General features: G+C 35.1%; 12 protein-coding genes. 4 read left to right on the forward strand and 8 right to left on the reverse strand.

What is annotated here, in order from left to right:
* Window positions 1-138 precede the first annotated feature (138 nt).
* From ACQKCJ_RS18760 to ACQKCJ_RS18790, 7 genes are all read right to left on the reverse strand, one after another.
* Window positions 139-1,518, reverse strand: a complete 1,380-nt coding sequence (locus tag ACQKCJ_RS18760; protein ID WP_427402655.1) for a sulfatase family protein — start codon at window positions 1,516-1,518, stop codon at window positions 139-141.
* Window positions 1,519-2,287: 769 nt separating this feature from the next.
* Window positions 2,288-3,250 (reverse strand): ROK family protein, encoded by a 963-nt coding sequence (locus tag ACQKCJ_RS18765; RefSeq protein WP_427402656.1) that lies wholly within the window; start codon window positions 3,248-3,250, stop codon window positions 2,288-2,290.
* 306 nt (window positions 3,251-3,556) lie between these two features.
* Window positions 3,557-5,443, reverse strand: coding sequence for a RagB/SusD family nutrient uptake outer membrane protein (locus ACQKCJ_RS18770; RefSeq protein WP_427402657.1), 1,887 nt, complete (start codon window positions 5,441-5,443; stop codon window positions 3,557-3,559).
* A 16-nt stretch (window positions 5,444-5,459) separates the two neighbouring features.
* Entirely contained in the window at window positions 5,460-8,609 is a 3,150-nt protein-coding gene (locus tag ACQKCJ_RS18775; protein WP_427402658.1) for a SusC/RagA family TonB-linked outer membrane protein, read from the reverse strand.
* 1,553 nt (window positions 8,610-10,162) lie between these two features.
* Window positions 10,163-12,148, reverse strand: coding sequence for a heparin-sulfate lyase HepC (hepC, locus tag ACQKCJ_RS18780; RefSeq protein WP_427402659.1), 1,986 nt, complete (start codon window positions 12,146-12,148; stop codon window positions 10,163-10,165).
* Window positions 12,149-12,438: 290 nt separating this feature from the next.
* Window positions 12,439-14,445 (reverse strand): heparin-sulfate lyase HepC, encoded by a 2,007-nt coding sequence (gene hepC / locus ACQKCJ_RS18785; protein ID WP_427402660.1) that lies wholly within the window; start codon window positions 14,443-14,445, stop codon window positions 12,439-12,441.
* A 14-nt stretch (window positions 14,446-14,459) separates the two neighbouring features.
* Window positions 14,460-15,674 (reverse strand): glycoside hydrolase family 88 protein, encoded by a 1,215-nt coding sequence (locus tag ACQKCJ_RS18790; RefSeq protein ID WP_427402661.1) that lies wholly within the window; start codon window positions 15,672-15,674, stop codon window positions 14,460-14,462.
* 387 nt (window positions 15,675-16,061) lie between these two features.
* On the opposite strand from ACQKCJ_RS18790, the gene ACQKCJ_RS18795 reads away from it, so the two are divergent.
* Window positions 16,062-16,712 (forward strand): GNAT family N-acetyltransferase, encoded by a 651-nt coding sequence (locus ACQKCJ_RS18795; protein WP_427402662.1) that lies wholly within the window; start codon window positions 16,062-16,064, stop codon window positions 16,710-16,712.
* 234 nt (window positions 16,713-16,946) lie between these two features.
* Here the strand turns inward: ACQKCJ_RS18795 and ACQKCJ_RS18800 are convergent, their stop codons facing one another.
* Window positions 16,947-18,938: an ATP-binding protein gene (locus tag ACQKCJ_RS18800; RefSeq protein WP_271336844.1), complete on the reverse strand. Its 1,992-nt coding sequence runs from the start codon at window positions 18,936-18,938 to the stop codon at window positions 16,947-16,949.
* Between the two features lie 290 nt (window positions 18,939-19,228).
* Here ACQKCJ_RS18800 and ACQKCJ_RS18805 point away from each other — a divergent pair, with 290 nt between their 5' ends.
* The 3 genes from ACQKCJ_RS18805 (at window position 19,229) to ACQKCJ_RS18815 (ending at window position 21,685) form a co-directional block, all read left to right on the forward strand.
* The gene (locus tag ACQKCJ_RS18805; protein WP_271336845.1) at window positions 19,229-19,864 is read left to right on the forward strand and encodes a hypothetical protein; all 636 of its coding nucleotides are present in this window, start codon (window positions 19,229-19,231) and stop codon (window positions 19,862-19,864) included.
* 160 nt (window positions 19,865-20,024) lie between these two features.
* Entirely contained in the window at window positions 20,025-20,477 is a 453-nt protein-coding gene (locus ACQKCJ_RS18810) for a hypothetical protein (RefSeq protein WP_271336846.1), read from the forward strand.
* Between the two features lie 389 nt (window positions 20,478-20,866).
* Entirely contained in the window at window positions 20,867-21,685 is an 819-nt protein-coding gene (locus ACQKCJ_RS18815) for a 1-acyl-sn-glycerol-3-phosphate acyltransferase (protein ID WP_271336847.1), read from the forward strand.
* Window positions 21,686-21,711 lie beyond the last annotated feature (26 nt).

The raw sequence follows: 21,711 nt of genomic DNA on the forward strand, positions 1-21,711 counted from the left end.
GCAGGTACTGGTATTTTTAAAGATGTTTTGTGTCTTTAATTTTCTTCTTCAAATTTAATAGTAAACTACAATAACTTACTACTGATTGTACTGTTTTATCAACGATTTGCAATGGAGCAGGTTTGCGACATTTTGTGTTTACAATCCTGATGCAAATTGATCTCCGTTCTTTTTGCACCATTGTTTCAAATAGAGGCGCATGGCGATTAATTCTTTCTTATATGATTTATTTACTGCCAGATTGGTGATTTCACCAGGATCTGTTGTGAGATTGAAAAGCTGTTCTTTTAAATCGCCTTTATTGTAAACAATATATTTAAAATCTTTGCTAATTACAGCACGTCCGCTAATGTTTAAAAGTTCTTCATTGTCTGCAAAATCAGTCTCAATTACCAAAGTGTCACGAAGCATTTGATTTGGATTTTCTATTTTTTTACTGATATCTATTCCTTTTAAATACGCTGGTTTTGGAACTCCTGTAAAACCGCAGATTGTTGGGATAATATCGATTCCATTGCAAACCAGCATATCATCGGTGCGAGGTTTCCATTCGCCTAATTTCGAAATGATAAAAGGAATTTTAGCTGATTCTTCGTATAGAATTTGTTTCTGATTCCAACTGTGGCCTGCGTAGCCATCACCGTGATCAGCTGTAAAAATAATAATGGTATTTTTTTCTATGCCGTATTTTTTTAATGATGCCAGAACCATTTCGATATAACCGTCTACTTTTTCGACTAAACGGTTGTACGCCCAGCGGTATTGACGCCATTGATCAGGTGTCCAGTTTACGGTTGGATAAGTTCTGAAACTTACTTTTTGCTGATCGCGAACAATTTTAGGTTCGTTGTCGGGGATTTTCCAATTGGCAGGCAAAGCCGGACATTGATCTGCTGGTGGTGCTTTTTCTAAGATATCCATTTTTAAATCTTCGTCGCGAGCCCATTCACAAATATCATGTGGATTTAAAAAAGAAGCAACAAGTAAAAAAGGGGTGTTTTTATTTTCTTTAATAAAACGTGCGCAGAAAGATGGTGTTGCCGCATCATTGTAATCCTGAAAATTGGTGTTTTCGATATATTCAAAACCATGCTGACTTTTTTTGGTGGTAGGAACCGGTAAATGCCATTTGCCTACATAACCGGTTTTATAACCTCCGTTTTGGAATATTTTTCCCATCATCAAAAGATCATCAGGCCATTGACCGTCTTTTTCGGGAGCGTTGCCAATAAAACCATTTTCAAAAGGCATTTTTCCACTCATTATTGCAGATCGTGATGGTGAACATAATGGCTGGGCACAATAAGCTTTGGTAAAACGGACTCCGTTTTGTGCCAGTTTATCCATTGCAGGTGTGTGCAAATCTTTGTTTCCGGCAATACTCATAGCATCGGCAGTTTGCTGATCGGTGATGATAATGAGTATGTTGGGGCGTTGTGTGGTTTGGGCATCGCTCAAAAACGGGATGTTCAATACCACGAAAAGCCATATAAACATTATGTTTTTTTGAAACATCATATTTGCCTATTTTAATAGATTATTCTTTGTTTTGTACAGTCTTAAATGCAAAACGAATTTAGTAATCAATGTTGTAATTAGGTTTTGAATTTGTGCAAAATGATATTAAAATTATCTAAAACCTTTAATAATTGTCGACTGTAGGTTAAAAGATTTATTATTTATTGATTTGTGGTGATTTTAATGGCAAGGTTAGAGTTTTTCTCGCGCAAAGTCGCAAAGTCGCAAAGTTTTTTTTGCATAGCCCCTAGCTTCAGCTAGGGGAATTTAGGTTTAAAAAACAGGCTTTAGTCAAAATAGTATTGGTTTGGCTAGAGCCTGTTTACGTCGTATCTTTTTACCTCCAGCTAAAGCTGGAGGCTATTCAATTATCATCTGAAACAATACTTAGCAAACCCGACAGGTTTTTAAAACCTGTCGGGTTTAGTTTGGGAGATAAGGAAGACACAAAGTAGATTCATGGCGTATTTAACCGTAAGGGTGGCAAAATTTTGCGCTAAGGCCGCTGAAGTTTTTCTCGCGCAAAGTCGCAAAGCCGCAAAGTTTTTTTGCATAGCGCCTAGCTTCAGCTAGGGGGATTTATGTTTTAAAAAAAAAATTTAGCCAAAATGGTATTGGTTTGGCTAAAGCCTGTTTACGTCGTATCTTTTTACATCCCGCTAAAGCTGGAGGCTATTCAATAATGTTCTGAAACAATACTTATCAAACCCGACAGGTTTTTAAAACCTGTCGGGTTTAGTTTGGGAGATAAGGAAGACACAACGTTTTTTTATATCGCGTATTCTGTCTTTTGAAATTTCTGAAAGGCGTTGGCACACGCACCTAATAATCCTGCTTTGTTGCCTAAGGTTGCGGCTACAATTTTTGTATTTGAAAATGAAACAGGAAGGGCATGTTTTTTTACCCTTTTTGTTAGTTCATCGATATAAAACTGACCTGCTTCGCTGATTCCTCCGCCAATAATCACTTTTTGCGGACTGAATATGTTTACATAATTGACAATTCCTGATGCGAGATAATCAAAGTGGTGCTGCATTGTTTTTAGAGCATGATCTTCACCAGCAAGATATTTTTCGATAATAGCTTTGCCGTCCGTATTTTCCTCTGCGGTTTTGTTTTGAGATTTATAATATTCAATCAAAGCGGTAACAGAAGCGTAGGTTTCTAAGCAGCCACGTCCGCCACAAGGACATTGTATTCCGTTATGATGAATTACCGTATGTCCTAATTCGGCGCCACGATTTTTGTAGCCTCCAAAAAGTTTTTTGTTGATAAGGATAGCACCACCAATTCCGGTACCTATGGTTAGAAAAACAGCATCATCGTTATCTTTGGCTGCGCCGTACATTACTTCGGCAAGCCCCATTAAATTGGCATCGTTATCAATTACAATATCATGTCCCGTTCGTTCTTTTAGAATTTTACCCAATGGCAATTGTTCAAAACCAGGCAAATTAACGCCACCGCCCACAATTACATTGTCTTCAATAAGTCCGGGAAAACCAATACCAACACCTACAATAGGTTCGTTTAGCTGATCCGTACATTGTGTAATTGCATTGACAATTGAGGTTATAATTTCGGCTTCGGTTTTTGCTCCGCTTAGAGAAACTAAAAAAGAAAACAGGATTTCTCCAAGTTCATTCACAACGCCACATTTAAGTGAAGTACCACCAATATCAATTCCGATTGCATAGGATTTTGATATTTGTGTATCGTTTAAGGTATTCATAATCTTAACTTTAATTTATTATTTTATCTTCTCTTAAAAACAATTAATGCAGAACGGCAAGTTCTGCATTAATGTCCAAAAATTGATTGATTTTCTAAAAATAATAATCACTTATTTTAACCTAATCCCTATTATGACTGAGGTTTATTTACAGATTTTGCAAAATCTCTTTAAATCTCAATTTTTTCCGCTATTAGGATTGCTTTACTCTTGTGTTTTTTGCTCTTAAATTTTCGATTTTTCTTTTGATTGGTTATAAAAAGCAGCTGGTTTTATAAGCAATCAAAAAGGTATTAATTTTATTTTTTAATACTTCGGATTCTGGCGTGTAATGCTTTTGTTTACATCAGTTTCGTTTTGTGGAAAAGGATATAATTCATGTTTTCCTGCCACAAAATTGGTAATAGAAGGGTAGAAGTAAGTAGTTCTGATTGCTTTGACAGCTGTACTTGTTTCTGTTAATTTATCTCCTAAAATTCCCCATCTTATTAAATCTGCTCTTCGCATACCTTCACCTGAAAGTTCCCAGGCTCTTTCCTGTTGCAAAGCTTTTAGGAAATTTTCTTTGCTAAGACCTGTTGGCAAATTTATTTCTGTCGCTGTTGGTTTTGGCAAAAGTCTGGCTGTTGCTGTTGCTCCTGTACCTTTTCCGTCCGTGCTTGTAATGTTTACAGTTGGCGCAGAACTATAACCGTCACCGGAACGTAACATTCCAATTGTGCCAATTCCGCCGCTTGTGAGTGTTATCACCGCTGCCGCAGCATCACTACCGCCGCCACCTGTAATTTGAATAATAGTATTGGCTGGCGTTGTGTATCCTGTTCCTTTGGTTTTTATATCAATGGCAATTCTACTTCCTTGAATGTCTGCACCAAATGCTCTTTTTCGAACTTGATTAATGGCATCATAAGCGATAGTATTAGGGCCATCGTTTAATTCATTTTCTACTTCAGCGCGCATTAAAAGTAAATCAGAATAACGCATAACAACCCAATTGATATGTGTATACTGTCTTTCCTGAACAGCATTAGTCTGATATTCCCTGTTCCATTTTGCTACTGTCCAGCTTTCGTCTTGTTTGGTAGTTAAAAGTGCTACTTTATTACCAAGTGCATTAATGGTATAAGTTGCTATCGAGAAATCTCTTCGCTGATCTCCTTCTGTAAAACTAGTATAGAATGGTTTTGGTACCAGACATCTTCCTACAGTTGTGGCATAAAGTCCGTTTGATGTTAATGCCCCGTTGAAATACCCCACATAAGATCCGTTTTCTTTAGCTCCGGCAGAATTGTAAAAAGCAATTTGAAAAATATTTTCTGTAGGTTCTAAAACATGCTGACATTGGTTTTTAAATACCTTAGAAAAAGAAGGATTTAATTTATATGGATTTTGTGCCATAACATCATTGATTTCTTTTTGTGCTATCGTGTAATATTCTCTATAATTAGCCGGACGTTTGATAGTTCCGTCAGCACTTAATGAGTATCCTCCCGCAAACAGCGCTACTCTGGCAAGCATCGATTTTGCAGCCCATTTATTAACACGTTCGTCTGTAGGTATTTGTTCGGGCAAAAGGACAGCTGCTTCCTGCATGTCTTTTATTATTTGGGTATAAATTTCATAGCGGTCAACAAGCGCTCCTTTAAGATTATCTCCGGCTTGTGAGCTTTTTATTTTAAAAGGAACATCACCCCATAAGCGTACTAAATCTGAATAATAAAAACCACGCAGGAATTTAGCTTCGCCAATATATCTGTTTAACTGATCTTTTTCGGCTTGGGTTCCATTTGCGTACAAATCCATTTGGGGGATTCTCTCAATTACGACATTGGCTCTATCGATACCTTCGTACAATTTACTCCATGCGCTATAAAAAGCAGTCGTTTGCGAAATTCCCTGATAATGTGCTACTGTTCGCCAGTCATCAGAACTTAAACCGCTGATCTGGCTAATATCAGTATCAGCATCAAAAACCAACGAAATATTCCACCCATAACTATCCAGAGACGACATAGGTTCATAAACACCTAATGCAGCCATATTGGCTTCTTTGGCATTGGTAAAAAAATTAGCAGTTGTAAAGTAGGAGTAAGGTGTTACTTCCAGTTCTTTTTCACATGAATTTAGCGGTAATAGCAGGCAAGTTATTCCAACTATTGCAATTGCTTTAAAGGAAAATATATATTTTTTCATTTTTTTAAACTTTAAATTATAGCGAAATATTTAAACCCGTAAGAAAGGATTTGCTTCTTGGGTAAGCACTAAAATCAACTCCTCTGGTGATGGCACTATTAATTACACTTACTTCCGGATCGTACCCGGAATACTTGGTAAATACATATACATTATTAGCTGTAAAATAGATTCTCAGGTTTGAAATTTTAGTATTGCTTAGCCATTTTTTTGGCAGTGTATATCCTAAACTTATGTTATTAATACGTAAGAACGAACCGTCTTCTATAATATCACTGTACAAACGGCCTGTTGTATTACCATTGAAGGCAGGATTGGTTTTTCCAACATTTAAAGCTGCTAATTCTGTAGGATCTATTACACGTTGTCCGCTTGCATTAATCGTTGTCCATCTGTCAGCATAAATGGCAAATGTGTTTAGGTTTTCCTGATTCAGTTTTGAATTGTTAAGTACATTGGCATTATAGATATCATTGCCTACGGAGAAATCCAGGAAGATACTAAGATCTAATCCTTTATAACTAAAAGTATTGTTTAAACCTCCTGTATATTTAGGATTAGAATCTCCTATGATAGTTCTGTCTAAGTCATTGATTACTCCGTCTGGTTTGCCATTTGGACCGCTAATATCCTTAAATTTAATAAATCCCGGCTGTACTGCGACATTATCACTAACTACTCCTGATTTTAAGGCATAAGTACTGTTAGTTGCATTATAATCAAAATCGCTTACCTGATACAAACCATCGCGAACATAGCCATACATTACGCCAACCGGTTTTCCTACTTGTAGTATGTAGTCGTTTGAAGTTGTGTAACTATTGGTTATTAATGAATTTTCTCCTTCGCTTAAAGCCAGTACTTTGGTTTTATTAAAAGCAATATTAAAATTGGTACTCCAATTAAAATCGGCCTTTTTTACGTTTATGGTATTCAGCGTAAATTCTATACCACGGTTTGATGTGGCACCAATATTCTGAAATTGTTTTTTAAAGCCTGAACTTGCCGGTACACGGGTGTTGTAAAGTAAATCTTTAGAACGATTTTCATATAACTCAGTAGTAAGCGAGATTCTTTGTTTAAAAAATCCTAAATCTAAACCGATATTGGTCGATTTAGTAGCTTCCCATTTTAATAGCGGGTTAGGAATATTGTTTTGATACGCTGTGATATTGGTTTGATTGTTAATAGGATAAGATCCGGAATTAAAAACCCCTAATGCAGCATAATTGGCGATTCGGTTATTTCCTGCCTCACCATAACTTAAACGAAATTTTAAGTCTGAAAATACCGGAAGGTTTCTCATGAAATCTTCTTCAATAATTCGATAAGCGGCAGATACTGACGGGAAATATCCCCATCTGCTATCAGCGCCAAATTTTGAAGAACCATCTGCTCTTATACTTGCAGCAAATAGATATTTATTTTTAAACGAATAACTGGTCTTAGCAAAAAACGACAGCATTTTATCATCTTCAGCAAATGTTGTTGGAATACCTGCAATGGTACCCAATTGCAGCTTGTCCCAACCTAAATTTACATCAGGAAAAGCACTTGCAGTTGCTGTAATTCCTTCGGAATAATTGTAAATATATTCCTGACCGGCGGTAACATCAAATTTATGATTTGCAGAAAATGTTTTACTATAGGTCAGTACATTATTGTAATTTAAGCGTGTAGCTATATTATTGGTAACTCCGCCATTAGGACCGCCGCTTCTGATCGCCTGAATACCTCGGGCATCATTAAAATATTTACTGTTATTATTGTTATCTGTATAGCTTACCAATCCACGATAGACTAATTCAGGTGTAATGTTATATTGAAGCTGCAAACTCATATTGATCGATCTGGTAATGGCTTCTCTTTTTTGACTGTCGATCGTAATCGACGGACTTTGAAAGATAGGTGAATCCTGATTGTCTAATGGGTCAACGACAAGGGTTTTTAGGTCTTCATCTACGCCATTTTTTCCAATGGTTGGTCGGTATTGCAGCAAAGTCTGTAACATGCTCAATCTGGCATTTCCGCCTTCACCTGTATCTAAGCCTGTTATTTTTTGATTAGAATAATTGACGATGGCATTAACAGAAAGTTTATCGGTTACATTATGAGTTACATTTAATTTTGCGATATGTTTTACAGATTCGCTGCCAAGCATAATTCCCTGATCATTGTTAACAGAATAAAATGCATTGAATCTGGTTTCGTTTCCACCGGCGCTCATGCTTATCTTGTGATATTGAGACTGAACTGCGTTTCCAAAAATTTCATCCTGCCAGTTAATTCCGGGTCTGTTTTGATAAAGAGAAGCTAATTCATCCCAGGTACCATAGTTTTTTATAAATTTCTGTAATCTTACATCATCTGTAGCGCCTTCATACATTAATTGGGTGTATTGATACGGATTCATTACGTCAAGTTTTTTGGCAATTGTTTTAATGCCCCCGTAAGTATCGTAACCAATAGTTAGTTTACCGCTTTTTGTTTTCTTGGTCGTAACCAAAACAACTCCGTTTGCACCCTGAGCACCATAAATAGAGGTTGATGAGGCATCTTTTAATACATCCATAGATTCAATATCCATGGTGTCTAAGAAGCCCAATCCACCTGTTTGCGCCACTCCGTCAACTACATACAAAGGCTCGTTGCTTTGTGTGATAGAAGTACCGCCTCTAATTCTTAGCGTAGGTTCAGCTCCGGGAGTTCCGTCAGGCATAGTAACCTGCATACCTGCGATACGGCCTTGCAAGGCTTGCGCCACGTTTTGCACCGGCATCTTTGCAATTTCTTCTCCTTTTACAGAAGATATGGCTCCGGTAATGTTTTTTCTTGACTTTGTTCCGTAACCTACAACAACTACTTCATCGAGATTGTTGGTATCGTCTATTAATTTGGTATTGATAGTAGTTCTGTTTTTAACTGGTATTTCGGTAGTTTTTGTTCCCATAAAAGTAAAAACCAATATAGCATCGGGTTTTACTTTAATTTGATAAGCACCATCAATTGATGTTGTCGTACTATTTTTGGTTCCTTTTTCATAAACAGATGCTCCCGGTAAAGGCAATTTTAGCCCATCGGTAACGGTACCATTTACGGTAATATTTTGTCCGTAAGTAACTTTACAAGTTATAAGTAACAAAAATAAAAATATAGTCCTTTTCATAATTTTTGTTTAAACCGGAATAAGTTTTATGCTTATTTCCTATTGGTGTTATTTAAATTGGTTTTGGTTTTGTGTAATAAATCAGCCACTATTTTTGATGTTGTGGAGAAAAATATAACAAATAATTAACTTGAGAAAGGGGCTGGGGAATTTTGCGACGGGTAAATAAAAATAGATTTTGAAGCGGTCGGTTGGTTTTTTTTTGATTGGTCATGTTTTTTTCGGATTTAATTAAAACAAATATAGAAATCGGGTATACATGACAGTTTTGAATACGTCCAAAAAGCTATTGATTTTGATTAATACAACGTTTTAGTTGCCCGAAAACAAAGGAGAAATCAGGTTTTGATGTTGTTTTTTTGAAATATTTTTCTAAAGAAGTACCGTATTTACTAATCAATTTTGAAATAGGGTAGTAGGATTAAAAGTTAAGCGAAATACAGGAAATTGTTAAGTTTAATAGTTGTCTTTTAAGGACCTTTTTATGGTATGGTTTGTTGATTTATTTTGATGTTTCAGATAAAACTTATTAATTTAAAATTGGCAGAATGTTTTATTCTTTAGGAAATGAAATTTAAATTTTAAAAATGGTTTTTATTTTGAATAATTAGTTTAGAATTCATAAAAACATATTGCAGAATGGCACACGGATGACACGAATTTGCTATCGCGAAAACACGGATAATCGCGGATTTTATTTCTTTTATTCTGTAGTAAAGCTGAATGTTTTAACGGGTGAAAAATGGCACACGGATGACACGGATTTGCAAGCGAAAACTTGGATGATCACGGATTTCCTCTGTGATATTCTTAGTTTTTTTTAAATGAGGTAAGCTCCGGAGGAGCGATATATTTATAGAAATCATAAAAGGATAAGGGAAAAGAGCTCCAGCGGAGCGATATATTAGTTCAATTACCCCGTTTGGTGAAATGTCTAAATGTTTTAATTGGCACCCATAGAAACATAGCATTTATGATTGTGAAAAAAGTAAAATAAAAAGAAACTCGTTTCTCACACATAGCCATGTTTGTTAATGCTAGTGAAACGCCTTTTTTAAGTTCAATGATTCTATGTTTCTATGTGTTAAAAATAATTACACCCAACGGTTTCAATTAATATTATTATATGTCACCCCGCTGGGGTTCTATTCAAATACTGTTATAATTTTCTATAAATATGGCATCCCTCTGGGATTTATTATTTTTCTTGCATAGGAAAGCTTAATGTTTTAACGAGTGAAAAATGGTACGCGGATGACACGGATCGCAAGCGAAAACACGGATAATCGCGAATTTTTGTCATTGCGAGGAACGAAGCAATCACACTATCCCGAAACCTCGGGACGTAATGAGTGTCGCTGATCTTTGCCGAGCTTCAAACGGAGATTTCTCTACCGAAGCTTCGGGATCGAAATGAAAGATTGCGGTTGTGGTAGGTTATAATTCTTTGAAAAACAATAAATTATAGATTAGGGAATGTTTGAATAAGAGCAAAAAAAAGACGTCTAAAATAACTCTTAGACGTCTGCGAAAACATAAATTCTTAATTTTTTTTAATCCTGTAAATTGGCTTTTACATCGCTTTTTTTGCCATCAATACTAATGCTCAGGTTAATAATTCCTTTCTCGAAATCATTGCCAGTATTTGGTTTTATACTAATTTCGGGAGTTTTATTACCCTCAAACGGATATAAGATATTTATAAATTGTTGTGTTGCAGCATCTTTTTTTGCCTTCTCAAAAACAAACGCAGGTCTGGCAATTTCTTTTGCGTAGGAGTAAGATACTTTTCCTTCTTCTTCATTCAGCGTTACTTTGTCTGTGTTTAAAGATTGAATCAAAAGGTTGTTTCCATCTTCATAAGTGGTATAGACTTTATTATTTGTTTTATCAAAAACAGGTTTGCTGTCTTCTTTTAATTGAAAATGAGCTCCTAAATTTCCGGTGGCTTTGCCAATGGCTTTATCAATAATTATAAAATATTTTTGATCAACAAAAAGTACTGTACGTTGGTGGTTTAAATCTTTGTAACTAGGATTTGTGTAGGTTAAGATGTCCAGGTTTTTACTGGTTTTCCACTTGTTTTGTTCGGCTTTGGTAATGATCATATTCTCATTATTCAATGTCAGAGTAGAATGTACTCTTGTTTGTCGGTACCAGTTTCTCATTTTAGTCACTTCGGCGTCACCGCTGTAAATATAACAGCCGCTATCCGGAGTAAAATTGCGTCCTTTTATCCAAAGCTCAAAAGTTCCGTTGTCTGGCTGAGCGTGAAATTCTGCCGGTGGACCCGCTTTTACAACCATTATGGTAGCTTTATCATTCCATCCGTTTCTAAAAGTATAAAACCCTCCATTTGGGAATCCATTTGATAAATAATCGGGTAATTTTCCTGATTTTCCTTCTGTAGCATAATATTGAATAAGTCCATCATCTGGAAACATTTTGGACCATGCAGCAAATTGTTTTATTCTAACATTTTTATCGACAACCCAAGTATCGCCAAACATAGGGCAATTGTAATCGGGAAAAGAGATATTGGCTGTAACCAGTATCATTTTCTCAATTGTTTTAATATAAGATTCGGGAAATTCTTTTGCTACACCTGCCATTTTTGCAGCATTATAGGCTTTCGTAAAAATTTCGATACAACCTACATGATAAGTTGGCGAAAGTTCCCATTGCACACCATCGGCAAGAACTTGTAGTTTTATTTCGCGGTTCAGGATTTCGATTCCGCTTTTGCGCCATTCAGTAGCTTGTTTAAATTCCGGAAAAAATGCTCCTGCGCCCAAAACACGTTGCGCTTCAAATAATAGGTGATTGCCTTCCTTACTGTAATTTTGAGGAATATAAGCTGTTTGTTTGTTGAAACTGTTTAAAAACTCCAACAAAAATGATGGTGTAAAATTTGGAGAAACTACAAACAAATTAAAGATTCCCGGAAGACTTTGTATGCGTTCTGATACTTCTAGCGGACGCCAGGCGAAACGGTCATTTTCTTCAGAACGTCCAAGATAATTTTTCTTTTCCCAATCTCTAAACTGAAAAACCCATTCTTTGGCGTATTTTTCATCAGCAGAACTTCTGTATGCCAATCCCATAGAAGTCCACCACGCAACACGGTGCAGCTGCCAACGCACTTCATTGTCTTTTATAGGCCAGTAATCCCAGTTGATATCTGTTCCGTAATCAAAAAAACCGTATCCTTTATGCGGTTGAAATTTATGCAATAATGCATTATCTGCTTTTTCCTTATTGGCATTTCCAATATCTTTTCCTCTAAAACGCGCTTCATCTCCTACATTAAAATCAGGATGTCTGATCGTTTTACGGTTGCGGTAATAACTTAGTAATTCATTTGCGGCGGCATCATATTTACCTTCGGTATACAACTGCTTTGTTTTCTCTAAACCCGGATAGAATAGGTTGATATTATCAAAACTTGCCTTGGTAATAGGCATTTCCTGAGCGTGGGTTATATATCCTGCTAATAGCATGAAAAATAATGCTGTGATTTTTTTTAAATTATTCATCATATTTCTAATTAATATAAATGTGGTTAGTGGTAGTTTTTTTAAATTAATCTAACAATTCAGCAAATGAACTGGTTTTAAAATATATTTAAATATAATCCCTACGGGATATTTTATCCGGTCGATGTCTTGTTACCAATATTTAAATCCTAACGGATTGTCTTTTTAAGTCCTATTTTTCTGGAACTCTTTTTCAAAATAGATAAATATCTAAAAATTATATCTCGGAGAGATTATATATTGGTAACAAATCATTAGAAGTAGAATAATTGTCCCATAGGGACTAAACATAATTAATTTTGCAACCTGAAATGTTTTTTAAAAGTTAAATTTTGTTTTATGTTACTGGTTTTATTATTTATTGTTATCGTGATATCAATTATTCCTTTGGCCAGATTATGTCCTGCATTTTCCGTTGTTTTTATCACGGGCGGAGTAGTGTCATTGTAAGGATATAATATCGAAATAAAGCCTTGTGTAATGTCATCATTTTTACCTTTTTCGAAAACAAAAGCAGGACGTGCAGTTTCTTTTTGGTATTGATAGGATACAAAACCGGGTTCTGCTTTTGCATTTACTTTGTCCTTGTTTACAACTTGTATCAGGAGGTTATTGCCATCGCTATAATTGGTTGTAATGCTATTGTTGCCAATATCTACAGTTGCTTTGCTGTCTTCTTTTAAATTATAATGAATGCCCAGATTGCCTTTGGCGGTTCCTATTGCTCTGTCGATAATTACAAAAAAAGTTTTATCAATAAAAAGAAAAGTTCGCTGATGGTTTAAATCTTTGTAACTCGGATTTGTGTAAGTAAATTGCTGAACATCACCATCCGGTTGCCATTTATTTACTTTTGCATCGTTATTGATGTTTTTATTATCAAGAGTCAGGGTTTGGTGTGCCTGAGTAGAACGGTACCAGTCTCTTTTTGAATTTTCCTGATTGCCAACATTGGCATAGATAAAACTGCCGGAATCCGGAGTAAAATCACGGCCATTTACCCAAAGGACAAAATTGCCGTTGTCAGGATGAGAGTGAAACTCGGCTGGCGGCCCAGCTTTTATTTGCATTACGGTAGATTTTGTATCCCAACCGTTTCTAAAAGCATAAAATCCTGCGTTTGGTAAACTGCTCGAAAAATAATCAGGTTGTTTGCCTGACTTGCCATCTGTTGCGTAATATTCGATCACTTTGTTTTGAGGAAAAACGGTTGCCCAAAGCTGATAATTTTTGAGCATAAGCGGTTTATTGGTTAAAAACGAATTCCCGTACAACGGAAATGTATAATCCGGAAAGGAATATTTGCCCACAGCCAGTACCATTTTTTCAACCAGATTGTGATACGTTTCAGGAAATTCTTTTTCTGATCCGTTTAATTGTGCAATTTGCAAGGCATCCAAAAATATTTTGATGGTTCCAATATGGTAAGAAGTAGATAACTCAAACTGAACACCATCTGGCAATACTTGTTTTTTAATCTCTTCGTTTAAAACGGTAATGCCGCTTTTACGCCACGCTGTAGCTTCCGGCATTTCAGGAAATGAGCTTCCGGCATACATTAAATGAAGCGCTTCATACAAACGATGATTGCCAACATCTGTATAATTGTTCATTACATAATTGGCCTGTTCATTATAAGAATTTAAAAATTCCATTAAAAAAGCAGGAGTAAAGTTGGGAGAATTAACGAATAAATTAAAAAATCCTGACCAGTGATTCAGCCTGAACGAGACTACAAACGCTTTCCAGGCATAGTCTTTATCATCTGGGTAAGCACCTTGTTTATTTTTGCTGATCCAGTCACGCATTTCAAATATCCATTCTTTGGCGTATTTTTCGTCGCCTGTACTGCGATATACAACTCCTAAAGATTCCCAAAAAGCAGTTCTGTGCAAAAAAGTAGTCAACAACTGATCTTGTACAGGACGATATTGCCAGTTGATATCCTTGCCATAATCATACGCAGGATAACCTTTATGGGGCTTGAATTTGTGTTCTAAAATATCATTGGCAAGTTGCAGCGTATTTTCATTCACTTTTTTACCGGCAAATTTGGCGTTGTCTTCAAGATTAAAATCCAAGTGTTTTACATTGGTTCGAGTGCGGTAATATTGCAAAAGTTTTTTGGCAGCCTCGTCATATTTTTTGGCTGCTACTAATTCTTTTACTTTTTCAAGCCCTTTACTTTCTAAGTTAATAGCGGCAAAACTTGATTTATCGATTTTTGCTTCCTGCGCAAAAGTGTTTTGAGCAAGAAGTATGATAAATACAAAAATAAATGTGGTTTTTATAATTTTCATCTCAGTTGGCTAAATTACGATTTCTGCGAGAAATCAATTTTTTTGATTGTAGCGTATCTTTTTAAAGCTTCCAGATAGTAATAATCAGCGTAATCAAGTGGCGTATCAATCTCTGAATTGTATAAAAAAGCACCTACGCTATGTTTTAGTAAAAAGAAGCTATTTTCGCCCGGTTTTGCTAAATAAGCATCTGATGATAGCGATTTTAATATATCCTCGGCATAGTTTAAGTACTTTTTTCCGTCTTTTGCCTGAGTGCTCAAATCTAATAAAGCCGATGCTATTACGGCAGCTGCAGACGCATCTCTTGGCGCACGTTCAGCAGTATCTAAGGCATTATGTACATCAAAATCCCAAACCGGTACTTTATCTTTTGGCATTCGTGGATGGTTCATAATAAAAGAGGCAATATGTTCTGCTTGTTCCAGAAACTTTGGATTTTTAGTATTGGCATAACACAAGGTATACCCATATAATCCCCAAGCCTGACCACGCGCCCAAGCCGATTCGTCTGTAACACCCTGATGTGTTGCTTTGCGCAATACTTTGCCTGTTTTTGGATCATAATCAACCAAATGATAAGAACTGTAATCTTTTCTAAAATGGTTTTTCATAGTGGTTAAAGCGTGCGTAGTAGCGGCATCAGTATATTCGGGTTTGTTAAATTGATTGGCACTCCAATATAAATATTCGAGGTTCATCATATTATCGATAATTACAGGATAATGCCACCATGCAAAGTCCCAGGAACGAATTGTACCCACTGTTGGACTAAAACGGGCATAAAGATTTGCAGCGCCATCTGCCAAAACGGGAAGGTAAATTTTGTCTCCCGTAATTCTGTATGCATTTCCGTAAGAACAAAAAAGCATGAAACCCACATCGTGAGTATTTTTTATATTTCGAATAGAATCCAATGCGAGCGTAAACTTTTTTGCTTCGTTTTCTAATGTTTTGTCTCCTGTAAGTTCATATCCGTACCAAAGACTTCCGGGAAAGAAACCCGTTGTCCAATCGGTTAAGCCGGCTAATCTTACCGTTCCGTCGGGATTTACAGAACGCGGATTTTTCCCCGGTTTATAAGTTTGTGCCGCTTTGTTTAATTGAAACTGAATTACCCCAGTTGTTTTTTTAAACCAAGCCAAAGAAGTATCATCAGGATTGGGCTGGGCAAAAGCACTTAAGGTAACGGTGAAAATGGCAAGAAATAGGTTAAAGGTTTTTTTCATAGTTGAATCGTTTATATCTGTACTCTTTTTGTTTGAATATTTTATAAAGCGAAGTTAAACGGGAGGTTGAAAAAGGACTTTCAGTTTTTATTATAAATGTTTTGAATTTGTGTAAATATTGTCTCCGGAGGATTTTAAGAGACGAAATCCCAGTTATTGAGCAATAATTGTTTTGTTATCAAAATGAGAAGATTTTATCATTTTGATAGCTGTATTAATCGTCTATAAAATACTGTGTTTTTTTTAAGTGTTTGATAATCAGTAGTTAATTTGTGTGACTTGTTTAGGATGTTGTATTTGGTATCTAATTTGAATATAAGATGCTGTATTTCTAATAAATTCAATACTTAACATTATTAATAAAACGGGAAATACGTTAAACCAAATATGAAAACCCAACAGAATATTATAGATTTTGCAGGAAAGGATTTCCTGCTATCAGAGCCATTTCAAAATAAAACAACTTTACTAAGCAACAATCAGATTGCTGAAAAGCTGCTCGATTTTACGATTGAAGCAACGAATGCGAGCCACGTTTTGTGGATCAAAGAAATAAGCGATATGACATTAGCATCTGCTTTAGCTCGCGGAACTGGTATCTCCGGCCGTTCTCCGGAATTGCTTGAGGAAAAAATTAAAAAAGGCGAAGCAATTATCGCTTTTGCAACAGATGGGCGATGGGCAGGTTTCTCTTTTATCTCTTCCTGGGATAATGGTCAGTTTGTTTCTAATTCCGGATTGATTGTAGCGCCTGAATTTAGACACACAGGTCTGGCAAAAAAGATTAAAAGAAAGATTTTTGAGTTAAGCCGCCAGAAATATCCTGACGCAAGGATATTTAGTCTGACTACCGGGCTGGCAGTTATGAAAATGAACCATGAACTGGGTTTTGAACCCGCTACTTATTCAGAGTTAACTACTGATGATGTTTTTTGGGAAGGATGTAAGTCTTGTATCAATTGCCCGATATTAATGAGTAAAGAGAGAAAAAACTGTTTGTGTACAGCGATGGTTTATAATCCTAAACATACTATCTAAGACGAAAGGAACAAATTGAAGACACAAATATTCAGGATTGCTGCTCTTTGATTTGCTGGTTATTCATTGAATTTTGTGTCGGAGTGAGAGAATAAAATTCAGAAGGCATAAAAAAGTCCGTTTTTTTACGAAATCCTGATTGGAAAATTTGTAAAAAGACGGACTTTTTAGAATTTGAAATCTATTCTGGGAAATTAAAATCCTGAACAGATGATTTCTATTGGTATATTTATTTTATCGAATTTTTTTTAGAATTGTAGTGACTTCAATGATTTCATTATGCAAAATATTAATCTTATCCAGGGTTTCAGAACTAAATTGTCCGCGGAAGGCTTCTTTCTCAATAATAGATACATAATTACTTAAATCCTTAAGCAGGAATATATCAAGACTTGACTTCATGTTATGCGAAAGTCTTTTAACGGTATCTATATCATTATTATTAATTGCCAATCCTAAAAGGGTTATTTCATTGGGGATTTTTTCTAAAAAAAGGTCAATCATATCTTGTCTAAAACCTAAATCACCAAAAGATACTTCTTCTAAGAAAGAAAGATCTATTTTCCTTTTCAATACAAGGGTAACATCTTTGCTCAACGCCATTTTTATAGCCTCTAAAAGTGCTTCCTGTTTAAAAGGTTTTGGTACATAAGCATTCATTCCTTCATTATAACAGCGTTCCTGTTCGCCAACAAGAGAGTGCGCGGTCATGGCAATAATAGGAATGTTTAATTTCATTGTATTCCTGATGTACTGTGTAGTTTGATAACCATCTTTGACAGGCATCTGAAGATCCATTAGAATTAGATCATATTTATTTTTTGATAAAAATTCTATTCCTATTTCTCCATTTCCTGCAATATCCAATTCAAAACCAAAATTACGGATAACGTTTTTTACCAGTTTTTGATTAAGAAAATTGTCTTCGCAAAGAAGGATTTTTAGTTTTCCTAAATTATAATCTGATAACGGCAGGTTTACTGTCTCAATATAATTTGCTTTTTTATAGTTAAGCACAAAGAAAAATTCAGAACCGCGTCCAGGTTTACTTTTTACCTGAATTTCGCCATTTTGCAATTCAATTAATTGTTTTACAATATTAAGGCCAAGTCCCGTACCGCCAAATCTTCTGGTAGTACTTTCTTCTGCCTGGGTAAATCGTTCAAAAATATGCTCAAGCTTTTGCTCTGGTATTCCAATACCGGTATCTTTTATAGAGAATTTAAGCGAATAATGTTCGGCAGTTTCTTCGATATTTTTTACGGAAACAGTTACTTCGCCTTCTTCAGTAAATTTAAGGGCATTGCCGGTTAGGTTTACTAAAATCTGGTTAAGTCTTCCCTGATCACCAATAACGATTTCAGGCATATCAGCATCAAGAAAGAGATTAAATTCGACCGCTGCAGGCACTTTTACTTTTAGTAAATTATAGATGTGTTTAAGCGAGTTTTTTAGATTAAAGGGCTGTTCATCAATCGTTAAATTACCAGATTCGATTTTCGAAAGATCAAGAATATCATTTACGATTAAGAGTAAGTTTTCCTGTGCAATTTGCATACTTTCAATATAATCGCGCTGAACAGCATTTAGATTTGTTTGGTCTAAAAGATCTGTAAAACCCATTATCGCATTAAGTGGCGTCCTGATCTCGTGACTCATATTAGCTAAAAAACTATCTTTTGCCAATACAGCACGCTGGACAATTTTTTTCTGAGCAGCTAATTCAAGGTTCTTAGTTCTTAGTTCCAGTTGGTTGATCACATGCTTTGCAACAATAGAGAGCGCATTGAGCTGGTTTTCGCTCAGCTCTTTAGAAACATGGTCGATAGCACAAATAGTTCCGATGTTATAGCCATCAGGCGTGGTTAGCGGAATACCTGCATAGAATCTGACTTTGAGACCGTCAACAACATTTGGATCATTTTTAAAACGTTCGTTTAAATACGTATCACGAATTTCAACCGTTTTTGATTCCATAATGGTATATCGGCAGAAAGTAATTTCGCGTGGTACTTCTGATGCACCAAGTCCAATTTCAGATTTAAACCATTGTCTGTTTTTATCTATAAAAGAAATATGCGCAATAGGAACATTACAGATGTAGGCAACCAGTTTAGTTGCATCATCAAAAGCATATTCAGGAAGCGTATCAAGGATATTGTATCGCTTTAATGCTGCCAGACGTTCTGACTCATTATGCGGTAGGGGACTTTCAGGATTATTCATTATTTGGGGCGGTAAAATACAAAAATAGAAATAATATTGATATTTTCTTTAAATCTCGCATGAAATGGCCTGTAAAGGAAAAACTTAACATGTATTTATCTTTCAAAAAACAGTAAGGCTTTATTTTTACCAGCCGGATCAGCTGCTGTTTTTTAATATTATTGTGCTTATTAGCTATTTTTGAAAAAAGTTAAGAACTGAAAAAACAATTATCGGTTGATTTTTATAGATTTGTAAAATCTGTACATTCCCAAAAACCGATTGGGAAACAATTATAAAATTTAAAGACAATGAAATCTGTTACTTCAATTTTTTTATTTTTAATGTTTGTCCATTCAAATTCATATGCACAACTGAGTTCAGATAAAATATTCGAAAGCTTTAAACAAGGAGAACGCACAAACTGTTCGTCGATTGCTTTTATCAAGGCTGCTCTAAATGTTTACGGATTAAACGATCTTTTTATAGTTGAAAAGGTAAACGACAGCTTAAATAAAATAACACTAAAGAATGATGCATCATTTAATTTGAAAAATGATGAAATCAATAAAGCTAAAATTTCTGCCGGTTTTGTATTTATAAAGGACAATTGCGAAAGTGAAAAAATAACAGATTATGCAATATTGACTTATGCTGTGATGGCAAAATATAAGCAAATTATCGACAAGGAGGCTACTTTTAATAAGGCATTAGAGGATCTTGAGGATGGTGCAGTATATACACCAACTATTTATAAATATTTAGGATTTAAAATAGGCAAACAAATAGAAAAACTAAAACGACAATCAGGCAGTGAGTTTTGCGGCGTTGTTGCCTGGTCTACAGCACACGCAGTTTTTGTTTGTGAAGAGTTTATGGATTATTATGGAAACAAAAAAAGTATATGGATAAAATATCCGGGACGTTTTAGAATAATCAAGTCCTAGCAATCATTTTTTAAACCTGTAGATCGTATCTTATTTACGCAGGCTGACGGAATAGGGGAATAGCAATTCTTTAAATTTAAAAAAAAAGAATTTAATACAGTTGTATTTTAAGTTAATTTATATATTTTTGTTTTTATCAACAACCAATTACACAAAAAAAATGAAGAGTAAGATTATTTTACTAGGTGTCCTTTTCTTCCTGACAACTGGCGCTATTTCAGCACAAGCAAAAAATGCTCCAAGAAGTATTATCAGTACAACAGCTCTAATTCGCAAATATCATGATCAAAAAGAATTGAGTGGTATGCAAAAAGGAGAACTTTTAGAATTATACATTGAGCGTATTAAAGTTTTAGTAAAAACCCTGCCTTATATTGCTTTGGTTACTAAACCGGGTGTTACAATGGCAGACTTAGGTATTCCGGACGATGGTGTACACAAAAAGATATTAGAATCTCAGGCAGCCGGAACTACGACTTTCTTAGATACTACAGTAGAATTTCAGAGAAAGATGATGCCATATTCTGATAAAGGAAATCTTATCGCAGCCATCTTATTTTATGAAAATACATTAAAATCTTTGCACGAGTTCAATGAATTGAATGAAATGTAATTAAGCAATAGAAATAAAAGAAAAACAAAAATCCCATTTCGTTTGAAATGGGATTTTTGCTTTTATATAATAAATAAACCCTGAATCCGTTATTCCTTTTGTTAGTTCATAATTAATAAGATACAATCGTGTATTTAAGCCTGACAGCCATTTTTTCTGATATTTGTTTTATTTTTATATTCAGATGTTTGCATATAAAATCCGAGTATCTTTGGGCATGATTAAAATAAGAATATTACCGGCTCTTCTTTTTACAATTCAGAATTTTCATTTTGATTCAACATATTATCATAAACAAAATTTAATGAATTAATAATCTTCATTATTAGTTCAAACCCCTTATTAGGCTTTAATTAGTTCCACACTCAACCTTAACAACTGTACACTATATGACATTGATATCCAAAGAAAAATTTTCTGAAATTGCTGGTCTCTCTAAAATTCCTATTCCGGGATTACCTTCTTATTTAATGAAAGTAATGAAAATAAACAATCTAAATACGATTGTAAAAGAGGCAGGAAATCTTGAAGGTGCAGATTTTGCTAATCATGTCTTAGAGAAAATTGGTGTAGAAGTGCAGTTAGATGCCACCGAATTATTAAATATTCCCACCGAAGGAGCTTTTATAGTAGTTGCAAACCATCCTTACGGAGGTATAGAATCATTGGCATTATTAAGTACTCTTGCAAAAATACGTCCTGACACAATGTACATGGGGAATTTCTTATTGAAGAAAATTCCAAATCTTGAAAAATGTATTATTGCAGTAAATCCGTTTGAAAACGTGCAAAATTCTGCAAGTATTACAGGACTTAAAATGACACTGAAAGCTCTTGGAGAAGGAACTCCGGTTGCCATATTTCCTGCGGGAGAAGTTTCTTCGTATAATTTTAAAACGAGTCAGATTACAGATCCGGAATGGCATCCTGTAGTTGGTAAAATTATAAGTAAAGCCAATGTGCCCATTTTACCTATATACTTTCATGGTAACAATGGTTTTTTCTTTAGTATGCTAAAGTCAATTCATCCTATGCTGCAGACTTCAAAACTAATCTCTGAACTTTTTAATAAGCAAGGGCATATTTTGAAAATTACAATAGGCGAAAAGATTTTTTTAAATGAAGGAAAAGGTAAAGCGTTTGATCCTTTATTATTAAATAATCTTAGAAGCAAGCTGTACGCACTTAAAAATCAATTGCACAATTAATTGATTCTGGATTTTTATGCCGGTAT

It is taken from the genome of Flavobacterium sp. NPDC079362 (assembly GCF_050267765.1).
Taxonomy (GTDB): domain Bacteria; phylum Bacteroidota; class Bacteroidia; order Flavobacteriales; family Flavobacteriaceae; genus Flavobacterium; species Flavobacterium azizsancarii.